This is a genomic window from Streptomyces sp. NPDC000075, from assembly GCF_040301925.1.
In the GTDB taxonomy this organism is placed as follows: Bacteria; Actinomycetota; Actinomycetes; order Streptomycetales; family Streptomycetaceae; genus Streptomyces; species Streptomyces polychromogenes.
Map to the genome: position 1 here is coordinate 143,886 of NZ_JBEPFL010000001.1, position 16,407 is coordinate 160,292.

A 16,407-nucleotide genomic window follows, 5' to 3' on the forward strand; every position below is an offset into this window, starting at 1 on the left:
GTCGTCTCAGCCGATTCCGGGGATGAGGGTGATGAGGAGGTCGATGATCTTGATGCCGATGAACGGGGCGATCAGACCGCCCACGCCGTACAGCCCCAGGTTGCGGCGGAGCATCTTGTCGGCGCTGGTGGGCTTGTACTGCACGCCCTTGAGGGCGAGCGGCACGAGGGCGATGATGATCAGCGCGTTGAAGATGACGGCGGACAGGATCGCGGACTGCGGGGAGTGCAGGCCCATGATGTTGAGCTTGTCCAGGCCCGGGTAGACCACGGCGAACATGGCCGGGATGATCGCGAAGTACTTGGCGACGTCGTTGGCGATGGAGAACGTGGTGAGGGCGCCCCGGGTGATCAGGAGCTGCTTGCCGATCTCGACGATCTCGATGAGCTTGGTCGGGTTGGAGTCGAGGTCGACCATGTTCCCGGCCTCCTTGGCGGCCGACGTACCCGTGTTCATGGCCACACCGACGTCCGCCTGGGCCAGTGCCGGGGCGTCGTTCGTGCCGTCGCCGGTCATCGCGACGAGCTTGCCGCCGGCCTGCTCCCGCTTGATGAGGGCCATCTTGTCCTCGGGCGTGGCCTCGGCGAGGAAGTCGTCGACACCGGCCTCCTCGGCGATGGCCTTCGCGGTCAGCGGGTTGTCACCGGTGATCATGACGGTCTTGATGCCCATGCGCCGCAGCTCGTCGAACCGCTCCCGCATGCCCTCCTTGACCACGTCCTTCAGGTGGATGACACCCAGGACCCGGGCGCCCTTCTCGTCGTTGACGGCGACGAGGAGCGGCGTACCGCCCGCTTCCGAGATCGTGTTCGCGAGGAGGTCGGCGTCGTCGGCGACCTGGCCGCCCTGCTCCTCGACCCAGGTGATGACCGAGCCGGCCGCACCCTTGCGGGTCTGCCTGCCGTCGACGTCCACCCCCGACATACGGGTCTGGGCGGTGAACTCGATCCAGGTGGCGTGCGCCAGCTCGCCCTGGTGACGCTCGCGGAGCCCGTACTTCTCCTTCGCCAGGACGACGATGGAACGACCCTCGGGGGTCTCGTCGGCCAGAGAGGACAACTGGGCCGCGTCGGCCAGTTCCGCCTCGGTCGTGCCCTTGACGGGGACGAACTCGGAGGCCTGGCGGTTGCCGAGGGTGATGGTGCCGGTCTTGTCGAGCAGCAGCGTCGACACGTCGCCGGCGGCCTCGACGGCTCGGCCCGACATGGCCAGGACGTTGCGCTGGACCAGGCGGTCCATGCCGGCGATGCCGATGGCGGAGAGCAGGGCGCCGATGGTGGTGGGGATGAGGCAGACCAGCAGGGCCGTCAGCACGATCATGGACTGCTCGGCGCCCGCGTAGATCGCGAAGGGCTGGAGGGTGACGACCGCGAGCAGGAAGACGATGGTGAGGGACGCGAGGAGGATGTTCAGCGCGATCTCGTTGGGCGTCTTCTGCCGGGCCGCGCCCTCGACGAGGGCGATCATGCGGTCGATGAAGGTCTCACCGGGCTTCGTCGTGATCTTGATGACGATCCGGTCGGAGAGGACCTTCGTGCCGCCGGTGACCGCGCTGCGGTCGCCGCCCGACTCGCGGATCACCGGTGCGGATTCGCCGGTGATCGCGGACTCGTCCACCGAGGCGACGCCTTCGACGACGTCTCCGTCGCCGGGGATGATGTCGCCGGCCTCGCAGACCACCAGGTCGCCGATCTTCAGCTCGGTGCCCGCTACGGACTCCTCGCTGCCGTCCGCGGTGAGGCGGCGGGCCACCGAGTCGGTCTTGGCCTTGCGCAGGGTGTCGGCCTGGGCCTTGCCGCGGCCTTCGGCGACGGCTTCGGCGAGGTTGGCGAAGATCGTGGTCAGCCAGAGCCAGGCGGTGATCGCCCAGCCGAACCAGTCCGTCGGGTCCTTGACGGCCAAGACGGTCGTGACGACCGAGCCGACGAGGACCACGAACATGACCGGCGACTTGATCATGACTCGCGGGTCGAGCTTGCGGATCGCGTCAGGGAAGGACTTGACCAGCTGCTGGGGGTCGAAGAGGCCGCCGCCCACGCGTCCGGCGTCGGGCTTGTGGCCGGTGGGCAGGTCCTCGTGCGGGGCACGGGTCGGGGTGGCGGTGCTCATGATGCGAGCCCTTCGGCGAGCGGCCCCAGCGCGAGCGCGGGGAAGTAGGTCAAACCGGTGACGATGAGGATCGTGCCGACGAGCAGGCCCGTGTAGAGCGGCTTGTCGGTACGGAGGGTGCCCGCGGTCTCGGGGACGGGCTTCTGCTCGGCGAGCGACCCGGCCAGCGCGAGGACGAACACCATCGGCAGGAAGCGGCCGAGCAGCATGGCGATGCCGATCGTGGTGTTGTACCACTGGGTGTCGGCGTTCAGCCCGCCGAAGGCGGAGCCGTTGTTGTTCGCGCCCGAGGTGTAGGCGTACAGCACCTCGGAGAAGCCGTGCGCCCCGGAGTTGAGCATCGAGTGGGGCGGGGTGGGCAGGGCCATCGCGGCGGCGGTGAAGCACAGCACGAGGGCCGGGGTGATGAGGATGTAGCAGGCGGCGAATTTGATCTCGCGGGTGCCGATCTTCTTGCCCAGGTACTCGGGGGTGCGGCCGACCATCAGACCGGCGATGAACACGGCGATGATCGCCATGACGAGCATGCCGTACAGGCCGGAACCGACACCGCCGGGGGCGATCTCGCCGAGCTGCATGCCCAGCAGCTGGATGCCGCCGCCCAGCCCGGTGTACGAGGAGTGGAAGGAGTTGACCGCGCCGGTCGAGGTCAGGGTCGTGGCGACCGAGAAGATCGCGGAGGCGCCGATCCCGAAGCGGGTCTCCTTGCCCTCCATCGCCCCGCCCGCCGCCTGGAGCGCCGGGCCGTGGTGGGCGAACTCGGTCCACATCATCAGGGCGGTGAACCCGAGCCAGATCGTCGCCATGGTGGCGAGGATCGCGTAGCCCTGGCGCAGGCTTCCGACCATGCGGCCGAACGTCCGGGTCAGAGCGAAGGGGATGACGAGGATCAGGAAGATCTCGAACAGGTTGGAGAACGGGGTCGGGTTCTCGAAGGGGTGGGCGGAGTTGGCGTTGAAGTAGCCGCCGCCGTTCGTCCCCAGTTCCTTGATGACCTCCTGCGAGGCGACCGCGCCACCGTTCCACTGCTGGGTGCCGCCGAGGAACTGGCCGACCTCGTGGATTCCGGCGAAGTTCTGGATGGCGCCGCAGGCGACCAGGACCAGGGCCCCGACGACGGAGATCGGGAGCAGGATCCGGACGGTGCCGCGCACCAGGTCGGCCCAGAAGTTGCCCAGTTCACCGGTACGGGAGCGGGCGAAGCCGCGTACGAGGGCGACGGCGACGGCCATGCCGACGGCGGCGGAGACGAAGTTCTGCACCGCCAGCCCGCCCGTCTGCACCACGTGGCCCATGGCCTGCTCACCGGCGTACGACTGCCAGTTGGTGTTGGCGACGAACGACGCGGCGGTGTTGAACGCCTGGTCGGGGTCGATGGCCTGGAAGCCGAGCGAGCCGGGCAGCACGCCCTGCGCGCGCTGGAGGCCGTAGAGGAACAGGACGCTCACCGCGGAGAAGGCGAGGACGCCGCGCAGATAGGCGGGCCAGCGCATCTCGGCGGACGGGTTGGCGCCGATCGCCTTGTAGATCCACTTCTCCGGGCGGTAGTGCCTCTCGGAGGAGTAGACCTTGGCCATGTAGTCGCCCAGGGGGCGGTAGGCCAGCGCGAGCGCGGCCATCAGTGCGAGGAGCTGGAGCACACCAGCGAGAACGGGACTCATCGCCGGCTAGAACCTCTCCGGGTATACGAGGGCGAGGACGAGGTATCCGAGCAGGGAGACGGCCACGGCGAGGCCGACGATGTTTTCGACGGTCACAGCTTGGTCACCCCCCGGGCGATGAGAGCCACCAGCGCGAACACCGCGACCGTGGTGACGACGAAGGCCAGATCGGCCATCGCGAGCTCCTGAGTGAAGTGGGAAGTAATGAATCGGCCAGATGGCCGATGACGAGATAACCGTGTCTTCATCCCGGCGTTAAGACGCCTTGACGGTGTCCATACGGGCGCAGGGGATGTCTTAACGGCACCCTGACGGGTAGGGACGGGGAAGGCCCGGTCAGCCCAGGTGGGCCAGGCCGGCCGTGTCCAGGGCGGATCCGGCCTGCGCGGCCAGGGCGACGGCCACCAGGCGGTCCTGTTCCGGGGGCAGCGGGCCGGGGCGGGGGTCCAGCAGGAAGCGGCCGTAGTGGTGTCCGCCGCCGACGACCCGCAGCTCGGTCTCGCCGTCCGGCCAGTCGGCGTACTCGGTCACCCGGTCAGGGCGGCGCAGCCACACCCCACCGTCGTGTTCCAGACGCGGCAGGCCGCCCATCAGGTTCCCGTACTCGAAGCGGCAGCCACGCAGTCCGAGGAGGCCGACGAGCTCCCGGCGCACGTACTCGACGACCGCCTCCGGCGAGCGGCCGTCCTCGGCCAGCCGGGCGGTGCCCTGAAGCCTCGTCAGATGAGCGGCGTCGGTGATCACGGCGGTCCGCAGCCGGCGGGCGCGTACCGACAGCTGGGAGACGATCAGACCGACGACGAGCAGCAGGACCGCCGTCTCGGCGTCCTCGCGGTTGGTGATGGTGAACCGTCGATAGGGCGCGGTCAGGAGGAAGTCGAACCAGGCGGCCGCCGACAGTGCGGCCACCGCTCCGGCGGTCCGTGTACCGATGGCGGCGACCGCGACCACCGCGACGACCAGGACCAGGGCCGCGTTCGTCGCCGAAAGGTCCGTAGGGAAGGGCACGAGCGCGAGCGCCACGAGGAAGGGGGCCACGAGCGCCGCGAGCAGGGCGGCGGCGTCGTGGAGCCGGTATCCGGACATGTGGGGCCTCCTGTCCGTTCGCTTCAACCCTGCCCCTCACCACAGGCGCGGGCACCCGCCCCCGCGAGGTCTTGACGCACCTCATACGGCGCTCCCGCTTCGGCATCAAGAACGCGTGAGGACTGGCACGGCGGCCGTATGGACAACGTCAAGGACCCTGGCGATCCGGCCATGGAATTTCCGACGCTGTCCTCGTTTTGACCAACGGAGGAACAGCGAGAGATGTCGACAGACATGGGAAAGCCGAGCACCGCAGGACAGGCCCCGGGTACGGAGGAGCCGCCTGATGCCGGCGTACCGACGGCGGCGGCGGGCGACCGCCACCGGCTGACCGCCCTCCAGGGGCTGGCCGCGCTCTCCCTGGACGCGATGGCGTCCGTGGCGTACGGGCCGGAGTCGATCGTGCTGGTCCTGGCCGCGGCCGGGGCGTACGGCCTCGGCTTCACCCTGCCGGTGACGGTGGCGATCGCCGCGCTGCTGGCCGTCCTGGTGGCCTCCTACCGGCAGGTCATCGCCGCCTTCCCGGACGGCGGCGGCTCCTACGCGGTCGCCAGACGCCACCTGGGCCGGCGTACGAGCCTGGTCGCGGCGGCCTCGCTGATCCTGGACTACGTCCTGAACGTCGCCGTGTCCGTCACCGCCGGCGTGGCCGCCCTGACCTCCGCCTTCCCCGGGCTGTACGGGCAGCGGGGGTGGATCTGCCTGGGCGTGCTGGTCCTGGTCACGGCGGTGAACCTGCGCGGCGTCGTGGAATCCGCCAAGGCCTTCCTCGTGCCCACCGCCGTCTTCGTCGGGTCGATCCTCGCGATGGTCGTCGTCGGGCTCTTCCGCGACGGTCCCGTCAGCACCGCGTCCGCCACCGGGCACGCCTCCGCGCTCGGCGAGGGCGCCACCACGGTCGGCGCGCTCCTGCTGCTGAAGGCCTTCGCCGCCGGCTGCTCCGCCCTGACCGGGGTCGAGGCCGTCGCCAACGCCGTACCGTCCTTCCGGGCCCCCGCCGCCCGCCGGGCGCAGCGCACCGAGGTCGCCCTCGGCGCCCTGCTGGGCGTGATGCTGATCGGCCTGTCGGTCCTGATCGGGCGCTTCCACCTCCAGCCCGTCGAGGGAGTCACCGTCCTCGCCCAGCTCGCGGACGCCTCCTTCGGCCACAACGCCGCCTTCTACGTGGTCCAGTTCGCCACCATGGTGCTGCTCGCGCTCGCCGCGAACACCTCCTTCGGCGGGCTGCCCGTGCTGATGAGCCTGCTGGCCCGGGACAACCACCTGCCCCACGTCTTCGCCCTCAAGGCCGACCGGCAGGTCCACCGCCACGGCGTGGTCTGGCTGGCGCTCGTCTCCGCCGTCCTGCTCGTCTTCTCGGGCGGCGACACCAACACCCTCGTCCCGCTCTTCGCCATCGGCGTGTTCGTCGGCTTCACCATCTGCCAGGCCGGCATGGTCCGGCACTGGTACGCGCGGCGGCCGCGCGGCTGGCAGGCCAAGGCGGTGCTCAACGGCTTCGGCGCCCTCCTGACCGGTGTGTCGGCCGTCGTGGTCACGGCCACCAAGTTCACCGAGGGCGCCTGGCTGATCGTCGTCGCGCTGCCGCTGCTCGTCCTCGGCTTCGAGAAGATCCACCGCGCCTACACCGAGATCGGCGAACGCCTGGAGCTCGGCCGGATCCCGCAGGCGCCGCACCGGTCCCGTTCCCTGGTCGTGGTCCCCGTCTCCGGCCTGTCCCGCCTGACCAGCCAGGCCCTGACCGCCGCCCGCTCGCTCGGCGACGAGGTCATCGCCGTGACCGTCACCCAGCCGTCCCCCGAGGACCGTGACGCGGCCGAAGCCCTGCGGCGCGACTGGGAGCTGTGGAAGCCCGGCGTCGAACTGATCGAGCTCTGCCCGGAGACCCGCTCGCTCGGCCGGCCCCTGTCGGAGTACGTGCGGAAGCTGACGCAGACCCGTCAGGACGCGCAGGTGACCGTCCTGATCCCGGAGACCGAACCCGCCCGCCTCTGGCAGCGGCTGCTCCAGAACCAGCGCGGCTCCGTCGTCGCCCACGCGGTCCGCCGCGACACCGACGCCGTGATCTGCCGGCTCCGCTTCCGCGTCACGGGGGCTCCGCCTCCAGACGGAGTGCGTTGCCTAGGCCACCGGGAGGAAGGGCGTTAAGAGGGCGTCAGGATTCCGTCAGACGAGGCTATAGACGTATTGGCTGCGTTCTCGCTGCGTACGCTGGCCCAGCCGTCGACTCCGATGGCTGAATCCGCACCGTACGACAGGAGCGCCCGACCATGGCCACCCCTGCCCGCGCCTCGCGCCTGCGCGCGTGGATGCTGGAAGGCTTGACCGCCCAGACCAGCTCACCCGCCGCCAAGGAAGCGGCGGCCCAGCCGCACGGCCGGCCGTGGTGGCGGGTCATGTGCCTGACGGGCCTCGACTACTTCTCCACCCTCGGCTACCAGCCCGGCATCGCCTTCCTCGCGGCCGGCCTGCTGTCGCCGCTGGCGACCATCGTGCTCGTCCTGCTGACCCTCTTCGGCGCGCTGCCCGTCTACCGGCGGGTGGCCGAGGAGAGCCCGCACGGCGAGGGCTCCATCGCCATGCTGGAGAAACTGCTGTCCTTCTGGAAGGGCAAGCTGTTCGTCCTGACCCTGCTCGGGTTCGCGGCGACCGACTTCCTGATCACCATCACCCTGTCGGCCGCCGACGCGACCGCCCACATGGTGGAGAACCCGCACCTCACCAGCACCCTGCACGGGCACGAGGTGCTGATCACCCTGATCCTGATCGCGCTGCTCGGCGGCGTCTTCCTCAAGGGGTTCAGCGAGGCCATCGGCGTCGCCGTGGTCCTCGTCTCCACCTACCTCGCCCTGAACGTCGTCGTCGTGGCGGTCGGTCTGTGGAACGTGTTCACGCAGACGCACGTCATCACGGACTGGACGAGCGCCCTGACCGCCGAGCACGGCAATCCCTTCATGATGATCGCCATCGCGCTCGTCGTGTTCCCGAAGCTCGCGCTGGGCCTGTCCGGCTTCGAGACCGGTGTGGCGGTCATGCCGCACGTCCAGGGAGACCCCTCGGACACCGAGGAGAAGCCCGCCGGGCGGATCCGCGGTGCCAAGAAGCTGCTGACCACGGCCGCCGTGATCATGAGCGTCTTCCTGATCTGCTCCAGCCTCATCACCACCCTGCTGATCCCCGCCGACGCGTTCCAGCCCGGCGGCGAGGCCAACGGCCGCGCCCTCGCGTACCTCGCCCACGAACACCTGGGCTCCGCCTTCGGCACGGTCTACGACGTCTCGACCATCTGCATCCTGTGGTTCGCGGGCGCCTCGGCCATGGCCGGCCTGCTCAACCTGATGCCGCGCTACCTGCCCCGCTACGGCATGGCCCCGCACTGGGCCCGCGCCCTGCGCCCGATGGTGATCGTCTTCACGCTGGTCGCCTTCCTGGTCACCTGGCTCTTCAACGCCGACGTCGACGCCCAGGGCGGCGCCTACGCCACCGGCGTCCTCGTCCTGATCACCTCGGCGGCGGTCGCCGTGACCATCGCCGCACGCCGGGCGGGGGAGCGGGGCTGGACCATCGGCTTCGGGATCATCTCGGCCGTCTTCATCTACACCACCGGTGTCAACGTCGTGGAGCGGCCGGACGGCGTGAAGATCGGCGCCTGCTTCATCGGCGGCATCATGGCCCTCTCGCTCCTCTCGCGCCTCGCCCGCGTCTTCGAGCTGCGCGTCACGCACATCGAGTTCGACGACATGGCCGAGCGGTTCATCCGCGACACCGCGAACCGCACGATCCGGTTCATCGCCAACGAGCCCGACAGCCGGGACCTGGAGGAGTACCGGCAGAAGAAGGCGCAGATCCGCGCGGACAACGACATCCCGGCCGAGGACGACGTCATGTTCGTCGAGGTCACCGTCCTCGACGCCTCCGAATTCGAGTCCGGCATGCGGGTGCGCGGCGAGGTCCTCCACGGCCGCTACCGCGTCCTGAGCCTGGAGAGCTCCAGCATCCCCAACGCGCTGGCCGCCCTCCTGCTCCACGTCCGCGACGAGACCGGCCAGCGGCCCCACATCTACTTCGAGTGGACCGAGGGCAACCCGATGGCCAACTTCTTCCGGTTCTTCCTCTTCGGCCAGGGCGAGGTCGCCCCGGTCACCCGCGAGGTCATCCGCGAAGCCGAACCGGACCGCTCCCGCCGCCCCCACGTACACGCCGGCTGACGGCCGGCACAAGGAGGCAGACGGGCCGGGGCGATACGGCGCTCGACGGGTCAGGGACGGTCGTCGGCGGCGGGACAGAACGCAGGCCGTTGTTCCGCCTCGTCGTAGTAGCGGTGGAACACGGGGGTGATTCCGCCTGAGACCGGGGGCACGATCCAGCTCCAGTCGGCGGGGACCCGTCGGCCTTCACGCTCCTCCCGGGCCAGGTGGGTGAGGAAGCGCCGGGACTCGGTGTGGTGGTCGCTGATGCGTACGCCCGCGGCCCGGAAGGAGTGGAGGACGGCGACGTTCAGTTCGACCAGGGCGCGGTCGCGCCAGAGGGTGGCCTCGTCGCCGGTGTCGAGGCCGAGGCAGGCGGCGACGTCGGGGAGCAGGGCGTAGCGGTCCTCGTCGACGAGGTTGCGGGCGCCGATCTCGGTGCCCATGTACCAGCCGTTGAAGGGTGCGAGCGGGTAGTTGATCCCGCCGACGCGCAGGCGCATCGTGGCGATGGCGGGTACGGCGTGCCAGCGCAGGCCGAGTTCGGTGATGCGCGGGCAGTCCGGGTGGCTGATGGGCACTTCCAGGACCAGGTCACGGGGCAGTTCGAACAGCTGCGGTTTGTCGTCGGGGGTGTCGACGACCAGCGGCAGGACGTCGAAGCGGCCGGGCTCGCGCACCTGCCAGCCGAGGCCGCGTACGGCGTCGGTCAGGTCCGCGTTCCGTGGATCGCCCAGGACGGTGCCATCGGCGCGGCGGTGGCCGGCGTAGCGGACGAGCTGTTCGTTCCACACGCGCGGACCGGGCCGTCCGGGGGAGTCCGGTGCGAAGACGGAGATCACGGGTCTGATGCGGCCCCCGTTGGTCGCCTGCCGCAGGTGCTCGCACAGGTGCCGGTGGATCTCCTCGGGGGTGGTGGCGTCGCGGCGGTCGAGGACGTGCAGGCTGTTCCAGTACAGACGGCCGATGCAGCGGCTGGAGTTGCGCCAGGCGACGCGGGCGCCGAAGGCCAGCTCGGCCGTCGTGTGACGGTAGGTGCCGGTACGGTCGATGGAGGCGCGGACCTGCTCCAGCCGCTTCGTGAGCGCGACGGTCCGGGCGGGCTGCTCGGTGTGGAACTGGCGCAGGAACTCCTCCGCCTCGGCGCGGTCGGCCGCGCCGCCGGTCTGCGGTGGTACGGGGATCGGTCCGAGGTGCTGGGTCACGGTTGCCTCGCAGGAAGGGGAGCGCGCGGTCCCGCCGGCGGGGCGGGACCGCGCGGGTCGGTCCGGTCGGGACCGGCTGGTCAGCGGAGGCTGAGCGGGAGGGACCGCAGGGAGCGGAACTCCAGGTTCTCGTTCCAGAGGGGCTCGCCGGCCGGCCGCAGGCCGGGGAAGCGGCCGAGCAGCGCGACGAAGAACCACTTCAGCTGCAGGGCCGCGATCTGCCGGCCCAGGCACGAGTGGACCCCGATGCCGAACGACAACTGCCGTGCGCTGTTGGGGCGGTCGAGGTCGAAGGCATCCGGCCGCTCGAAGACGCCCGGGTCCCGGTTGGCCGCGCCCAGGAACAAGGCCACGTTCTGCCCCGCGCGGATCCTCACGCCGCCGAGGTCCACATCGGTGGTCGTGACGCGCCAGGTGAACTGGTTCGAGGCGTTGTAGCGCACGATCTCGTTGGCCGTGTTCTCCACGCAGGCGGGATCCGCCAGGAAGCGTTCGACCTGCCGCGGGTTGCGGGCAAAGGCCAGCATGCCGCTGCTGAGGGAGCCGGGGGTGGTGGGCGCGAACAGAGCGATGAACAGCAGGACGAGCTGGTGCACGGTCTGTTCCCTCGTGGTCCCGGCCTGGTCGTCCTGGCTCGCCGCCAGCCGGGCGATGACCGTGTCGGGCAGGACCTCGCCCCTTTTGCCGTCCAGGAGTTCGGCGGCGTACGTGTGCAGTTCGGTGAGCAGCCCGAGCAGCCGGTCCAGCTCCACGGGCTGCTCCTGCGGGCCGGACCAGTACGTCATGAGGGTCTCGACGCACGGGATGACGAAACCGAGGTCTTCTTCCGGCACCCCGAAGGCGTGGACGGCGGATCGCACCGGGAGCAGGGCGGCCAGGGCGGGGACCGCGTCGATCTCCGTGGTCCCGGCGGGAAGGGCGGCGACCACGTCGGCCGCGACCCGCCGGATGACCCGGTCGTAGTGCTCGTGCGCGGATCGGGTGAAGCCCGCCCGGGTGGACCGGCGCAGCGCGTCGTGGAGCGGCGGGTCGGTGTACATCATCACGTTGCGGGTGAAGCGGTGGTAGATGTTGTCCGGGGGCAGCGGCTGTCCGGGGAACTTCGCGGCCAGCACCTCTCCCATGCGCTCGGCCTTCAGCCGGGGGTCCTTGAGCGCATCGGCGCAGTCCGCGTACCGCATGACGGCCCAGGCGTTCAGGCCCGCGCACCAGTGGACCGGCTCGCGTGCGGCGAGGCCGGCGTAGACGGGGTACGGGTCGGGCACGATGTCCGGATCCGTGAGCGGTGACGGTGGGGTCATCGGGGCTCCTTGGCGTGTCCGCCTGCGGAGGGGGAGGCGGACGGGGCGGCGGTGTGGGGGCGACGGCTCGTGGGGGCAAGCGCGTCGGGGATGCCGGGCGGCCCGAGTACCTCGATCCCGAAGCCGTCGGCCACGGCCCGTACGTGGTCCAGGTCCGGCAGGGGCGCATCGCCGGGCGGGATCGTGGGCGATGCGGCGGGCCGGGCCAGGGCGCGGAGGAACCCGTCGAAGCCGCCCGGCTCGGTGACGTGGAGGAACCGGGCCTCGGGCGAGGTGACGCGGAAGGTGTGGGCGAGGCCGCGAGGGCCGTAGACGAAGGCTCCGGACCGGACGGGAAAGCTCTGCCCGGCCACCCAGAAGGTCATCGCCCCGTCCAGGACGTACCACCACTCGTCCTCGTCCCTGTGCCGGTGCAGCGGGGAGCCGCTGCCCTCGCGGCCCAGGAACTCGATCACGGTCGCCGCGCCGTTGAGCTGGGAGGCGGAGCCCTTCACGGCCGCCAGGAAGTCCAGGAACCACAGGGTTTCGCCCCCGCCGGCACCCAGCGCGATGGGGGCGGTCGGGTGGGGCGGGACGGCATCCGGCATGGAGCGGCCTTTCATCGGGCGACGAGCCTGACCGGCACGGCGGACGGAACGACGGAAATGGTGGAGTGGAACCGCACGTCCACGTTCTCGACGGGCACGATGTCGAAGTTCTTGAGGATCTCGGTCAGCATCGCGACGCAACACTGTTCGGCGAGCCGGTTTCCCACGCAGTGGCGCGGGCCCGCACCGAAGGGAAGGAAGGAGTTGAGGGATTCCTCCCTGTCGGTGAACCGGTCGGGATTGAACCGGTCCGCTTCGCGGAAAACCTCGGGATTCCGTCCGACCTCGTTCTTCATCCACATGATCGAGGTACGGGGCGGAATCTCCATCCCGTGTTCCTCCACGGCCCGGTCCTCGCTGAATTTGGCGCTGAAGGGAACCGGCGGGAACATCCGCAGCGTCTCGTGGAAGACGCGGTGCACGTACGCGCGGCCCTCCTCCGCCCCCTCGGCCGACTTGCGCGCCTTCTCCTGCACGTACGCGTCCCGGGAGAGCATGACCAGTGCCTGCGACAGCACGTACGACATCGGGTCGGCGCCGCCGAGGACGAGGGACATCAGCTCCTCGATCCGGTCCCGGTCGGACCAGGCCGCCTCGGACACGCGGTCGAGCGGGTCGTCCGGCCGCTGGTGGGCCGGGCAGCCGGCCGGTATCCGCTCCGACCTGCGGCGCAGCACCGTCCCGAGAACGCCGGCGACCTCCCGGTAGGCCGCCCGGACCCGCCGTCGCCGTCCCAAGTGGATCCAGCGGACGAAGAACGGGTGGAAGGCCCGGAAGCTGACCTCCTCCTCGATGGCGGCGAGCGCGCGGTGGTAGCGGGGCAGGTCCGCCGGCAGCTCCCAGTCCTCGCCGCACAGGAAGGTGCTCAGGCAGTCCACGCTCCAGTCGCGCAGATCGGACTGCAGGCCCTCGTAGGTGGTGCCGGCCTCACGCCATTTGGTTGCATACCGGGCGGAGACGTCCGTCAGGACGCCGGAGCGCCGGGCGACGCTCTTCGTCGTGAGCGCGGGGGAGAGGGTCTGCCGGTGGGACTTGTGCAGGTCGCCGCCCGGTACGCCCATCAGGCTCCGCGACAGCACCGTCCCGTCCGCCCGGCGGAGCGAGTCGAACTCCTTCCTGTGCAGGTTGGGCGAGACGTACGACAAGGACACCAGGGGTGCGGTCCCCCAGGCCAGGTGCAGGCGTACGACCGGCCCGTACTCGGCGTGCAGGGCACGCAGCGCCTCGTGCCGGCTGCCGTGCCCGCGGGCCAGCAGGTCGGCGAGGTTGCCGAGGAGGAACGAGGGCTTCGGCCCGGGCAGATGGCGCCGGGAACGGAACTCCCGGAGGCGGCGGGCGACGGCGAACGCGAGAGGCGCGACGAGCAGGGCGCCTCCGACGGCCACGAAGGGGCCGGCCGTGGTCACTCCGGCCCAGGCGGCGGCGCCGGCCGCCAAGAGGACCGTGGCGCAGCCGGCCGTGTAAAGGAACCGGTAAAGGCCGAATGGATTTTCTGCATCGGGCATGTTCACGGTGGGTGACTCCCCGATCAGTGAGGGGATCGAGATGCGCTCAAAGGTTAGGGAGTGCAGCGAGCGTCCCACAATGACTGGATGGCCGTATGGCCGGTTCGGGCAGGGGAATGAATATGCCGTGCGTATGTCCGCCCGTCGTCCGGGCTGGTGCGGTTTGCGGGCGCGGCCGATACCGGCAGCTGACGGGGCGTCGGCCGCCCGCATTCGGATGGCCGGATCCGTGCGTGGGGCCGTCAGTGAATTGACGAACATCCGCAGATTTCGGCGGGCGCCAGGGGGCGGCTTCACCGTCGGCGGCCGAGCACCCCGGAGGGGCGTTTCTTACGCGGCTCTGACGTGATCTTGACGGAAATCCCGGCACGGGCGTCAAAGGCGCGGCAATTCCTCCGCCCGAGCCGCGCGGGCGACCGTCCGGTCCGGTAGCTTCCTGCCCGTTCCCGCTGCCGGGGGCCCAGACACAGTGCGTGCGACGGCTGAGGGGCCCATGCGATCCGGTCCCCGGCAGCGGCTCTTCCCGTACAGCCGGCCCACGCCGCGCACCCGGCCGGCCCGACCAGTCCGCCTGCCCCCGCTTCACGTCAGAAGGTTCACCTCGCATGCATTCCGCCGCCACCGCGCAGCACACCCCGCCGGGCCCGGGCAGCCCGCCCCCGCCGCCCGTGACCCGGCCGCCGCACCGGCGTCCGGGCCGGCCGTCCCGGCTGCTGGAGCCGGAGCAGCTGGCTGAGGCGGCCGGTGAGGCGGTGCGCAAACTGCACCCGCGCGCCCTGTCCCGGAAGCCGGTGCTGCTGGTCGTGGCGGTCGGCTCGGTCCTGACCACCCTGTCGGCCGTGATCCACCCGTCGGTCTTCACCTGGGTGATCAGCGGCTGGCTGTGGCTCACGGTGCTGTTCGCGAATCTCGCCGAAGCGGTGGCCGAGGGCCGCGGACGTGCCCAGGCCGCGTCCTTGCGCAAGGCCCGTACCGATACCGTCGCGCTGCGGATCAAGCACTGGTCGTACGGTACGAACGCGCACCGGGCCGAATCGGAGGCCGTCACCCCGGCCGAGCTCCAGCCGATGGACTTCGTCCTGGTCGAGGCCGGCGAGCTGATCCCGGCCGACGGGGACGTCGTGGACGGCGCCGCGATGGTGGACGAGTCGGCCGTCACCGGCGAATCCGCGCCCGTGCTGCGGGAGTCGGGGGGTGACAAGTCCGGTGTGACCGGCGGGACGACGGTCCTGTCGGACTCGATCGTCGTCCGCGTGACCTCCCGTCCCGGAAACAGCTTCCTCGACCGCATGATTGCGCTGGTCGAGGGTGCCGCCAGGCAGAGGACGCCCAACGAGGTCGCCCTCAACATCCTCCTGGCGGCCCTCACGATCGTCTTCGTCCTGGTGGTGGTCACCCTCCAGCCGATGGCCGAGTACGCGAAGGCCGGCCAGAGCACCGCCGTCCTCGTCGCCCTGCTCGTCACCCTCATCCCCACCACCATCGGTGCCCTGCTCTCCGCGATCGGCATCGCCGGCATGGACCGCCTCGTGCGGCGCAACGTCCTGGCCATGTCCGGCCGCGCCGTGGAGGCGGCCGGGGACGTGAACACCCTGCTCCTCGACAAGACCGGCACCATCACCCTCGGCAACCGCGAGGCGACCGCCCTCATCCCGCTGCCCGGCCAGGACCTGGGCAGGCTCGCGGATGCCGCCCAGCTGTCCTCCCTCGCGGACGAGACCCCCGAGGGCCGCTCCGTCGTCGCCCTGGCGCAGCGGTACGGCGTCCGGCCCCCGGCCGAGGGCGAGCTGAGCAACCCGCGCTTCGTGGAGTTCAGCGCACGGACCCGGATGAGTGGGCTCAACCTGAGCTGGCCGAACGGCGCGGGCGTCGCCATCCGCAAGGGGGCCGTGGCCGAGGTCGCCGCGTGGGTGGCGCTGCGCGGCGGCACCGTCCAGGCCGAGGCCGTCACCTGGGCGGACTCGGTGTCCGCCTCCGGCGGCACCCCGCTGCTGGTGGCCGTCCACGACGGGGACGGCCCGCGGGTGCTCGGCATCATCCACCTCAAGGACGTGGTCAAGGACGGCATCCGCGAACGCTTCGCGGAACTGCGCCGGATGGGCATCCGTACGGTCATGGTCACCGGCGACAACCCGCTGACCGCCAAGGCCATCGCGGCCGAGGCGGGCGTCGACGAGTACCTCGCGCAGGCCACCCCCGAGGACAAGCTCGCCCTCATCAGGCGCGAACAGGAGGGCGGCAAGCTGGTCGCGATGACCGGCGACGGCACCAATGACGCCCCGGCCCTCGCCCAGGCGGACGTGGGCGTGGCGATGAACTCGGGCACCTCGGCCGCCAAGGAGGCCGGGAACATGGTCGACCTGGACTCCAACCCGACCAAGCTCATCGAGATCGTGGAGATCGGCAAGCAGCTCCTCATCACCCGGGGCGCCCTGACGACCTTCTCCATCACCAACGACGTCGCGAAGTACTTCGCCATCATCCCGGCGATGTTCGCCTCGGCCTACCCGGGCCTCGGAGCCCTCAACGTCATGGGCCTGCACAGCCCGCAGTCCGCCATCACCTCGGCGATCATCTTCAACGCCCTGATCATCGTCGCCCTCATCCCGCTCGCCCTGCGCGGCGTCCGCTACCGGCCCGCCTCCGCACACGACCTGCTCCGCCGCAACCTCGCCGTCTACGGCCTCGGCGGCCTGATCGCACCCTTCGCCGGCATCAAACTCATCGACCTGCTGGTCTCCCTCATCCCCGGCATCGGATGAACAC

The 16,407-nt window shown here is 70.6% G+C and carries 11 protein-coding genes; 3 read left to right on the forward strand and 8 right to left on the reverse strand.

Translation table 11 applies throughout. From position 1 onward, the window contains the following. Window positions 1-6 precede the first annotated feature (6 nt). From kdpB (ABT403_RS00575) to ABT403_RS00590, 4 genes are all read right to left on the reverse strand, one after another. Window positions 7-2,109 carry a potassium-transporting ATPase subunit KdpB gene (gene kdpB / locus ABT403_RS00575; RefSeq protein ID WP_344167767.1) on the reverse strand — a complete coding sequence of 701 codons (2,103 nt, stop codon included), beginning with the start codon at window positions 2,107-2,109 and terminating at the stop codon, window positions 7-9. Next, window positions 2,106-3,770, reverse strand: a complete 1,665-nt coding sequence (kdpA, locus tag ABT403_RS00580) for a potassium-transporting ATPase subunit KdpA (RefSeq protein WP_344167764.1) — start codon at window positions 3,768-3,770, stop codon at window positions 2,106-2,108. Before kdpA ends, kdpB (ABT403_RS00575) begins: the two co-directional genes overlap by 4 nt. Window positions 3,771-3,776: 6 nt before the next feature. After that, window positions 3,777-3,866, reverse strand: coding sequence for a K(+)-transporting ATPase subunit F (gene kdpF / locus ABT403_RS00585; RefSeq protein WP_037807443.1), 90 nt, complete (start codon window positions 3,864-3,866; stop codon window positions 3,777-3,779). A gap of 240 nt (window positions 3,867-4,106) precedes the next feature. Then, complete coding sequence (locus tag ABT403_RS00590; protein ID WP_344167753.1) at window positions 4,107-4,856, reverse strand: DUF4118 domain-containing protein; 750 nt, start codon at window positions 4,854-4,856, stop codon at window positions 4,107-4,109. A gap of 222 nt (window positions 4,857-5,078) precedes the next feature. On the opposite strand from ABT403_RS00590, the gene ABT403_RS00595 reads away from it, so the two are divergent. Both ABT403_RS00595 and ABT403_RS00600 read left to right on the forward strand, forming a co-directional pair. Continuing rightward, a complete protein-coding gene (locus tag ABT403_RS00595; RefSeq protein ID WP_344167750.1) occupies window positions 5,079-7,004 on the forward strand; it encodes an APC family permease in 1,926 nt (641 codons plus the stop codon). 122 nt (window positions 7,005-7,126) lie between these two features. Then, the gene (locus ABT403_RS00600; RefSeq protein WP_344167748.1) at window positions 7,127-9,064 is read left to right on the forward strand and encodes an APC family permease; all 1,938 of its coding nucleotides are present in this window, start codon (window positions 7,127-7,129) and stop codon (window positions 9,062-9,064) included. Window positions 9,065-9,114: 50 nt separating this feature from the next. On the opposite strand, the gene ABT403_RS00605 is transcribed toward ABT403_RS00600, so the two are convergent. The 4 genes from ABT403_RS00605 to ABT403_RS00620 form a co-directional block, all read right to left on the reverse strand. Next, window positions 9,115-10,248, reverse strand: coding sequence for a nitric oxide synthase oxygenase (locus tag ABT403_RS00605; RefSeq protein WP_344167744.1), 1,134 nt, complete (start codon window positions 10,246-10,248; stop codon window positions 9,115-9,117). An 80-nt stretch (window positions 10,249-10,328) separates the two neighbouring features. Continuing rightward, a complete protein-coding gene (txtE, locus tag ABT403_RS00610) occupies window positions 10,329-11,549 on the reverse strand; it encodes a 4-nitrotryptophan synthase (RefSeq protein ID WP_344167741.1) in 1,221 nt (406 codons plus the stop codon). Next, window positions 11,546-12,136, reverse strand: coding sequence for a quercetin 2,3-dioxygenase (locus tag ABT403_RS00615; RefSeq protein ID WP_344167738.1), 591 nt, complete (start codon window positions 12,134-12,136; stop codon window positions 11,546-11,548). The genes txtE and ABT403_RS00615 overlap by 4 nt, the downstream gene beginning before the upstream one ends. Window positions 12,137-12,147: 11 nt before the next feature. Then, window positions 12,148-13,641 carry a cytochrome P450 gene (locus ABT403_RS00620; protein WP_344167735.1) on the reverse strand — a complete coding sequence of 498 codons (1,494 nt, stop codon included), beginning with the start codon at window positions 13,639-13,641 and terminating at the stop codon, window positions 12,148-12,150. 605 nt (window positions 13,642-14,246) lie between these two features. Here ABT403_RS00620 and kdpB (ABT403_RS00625) point away from each other — a divergent pair. Beyond that, a complete protein-coding gene (gene kdpB / locus ABT403_RS00625; RefSeq protein WP_344167731.1) occupies window positions 14,247-16,403 on the forward strand; it encodes a potassium-transporting ATPase subunit KdpB in 2,157 nt (718 codons plus the stop codon). The last annotated feature ends 4 nt before the right edge of the window (window positions 16,404-16,407 follow it).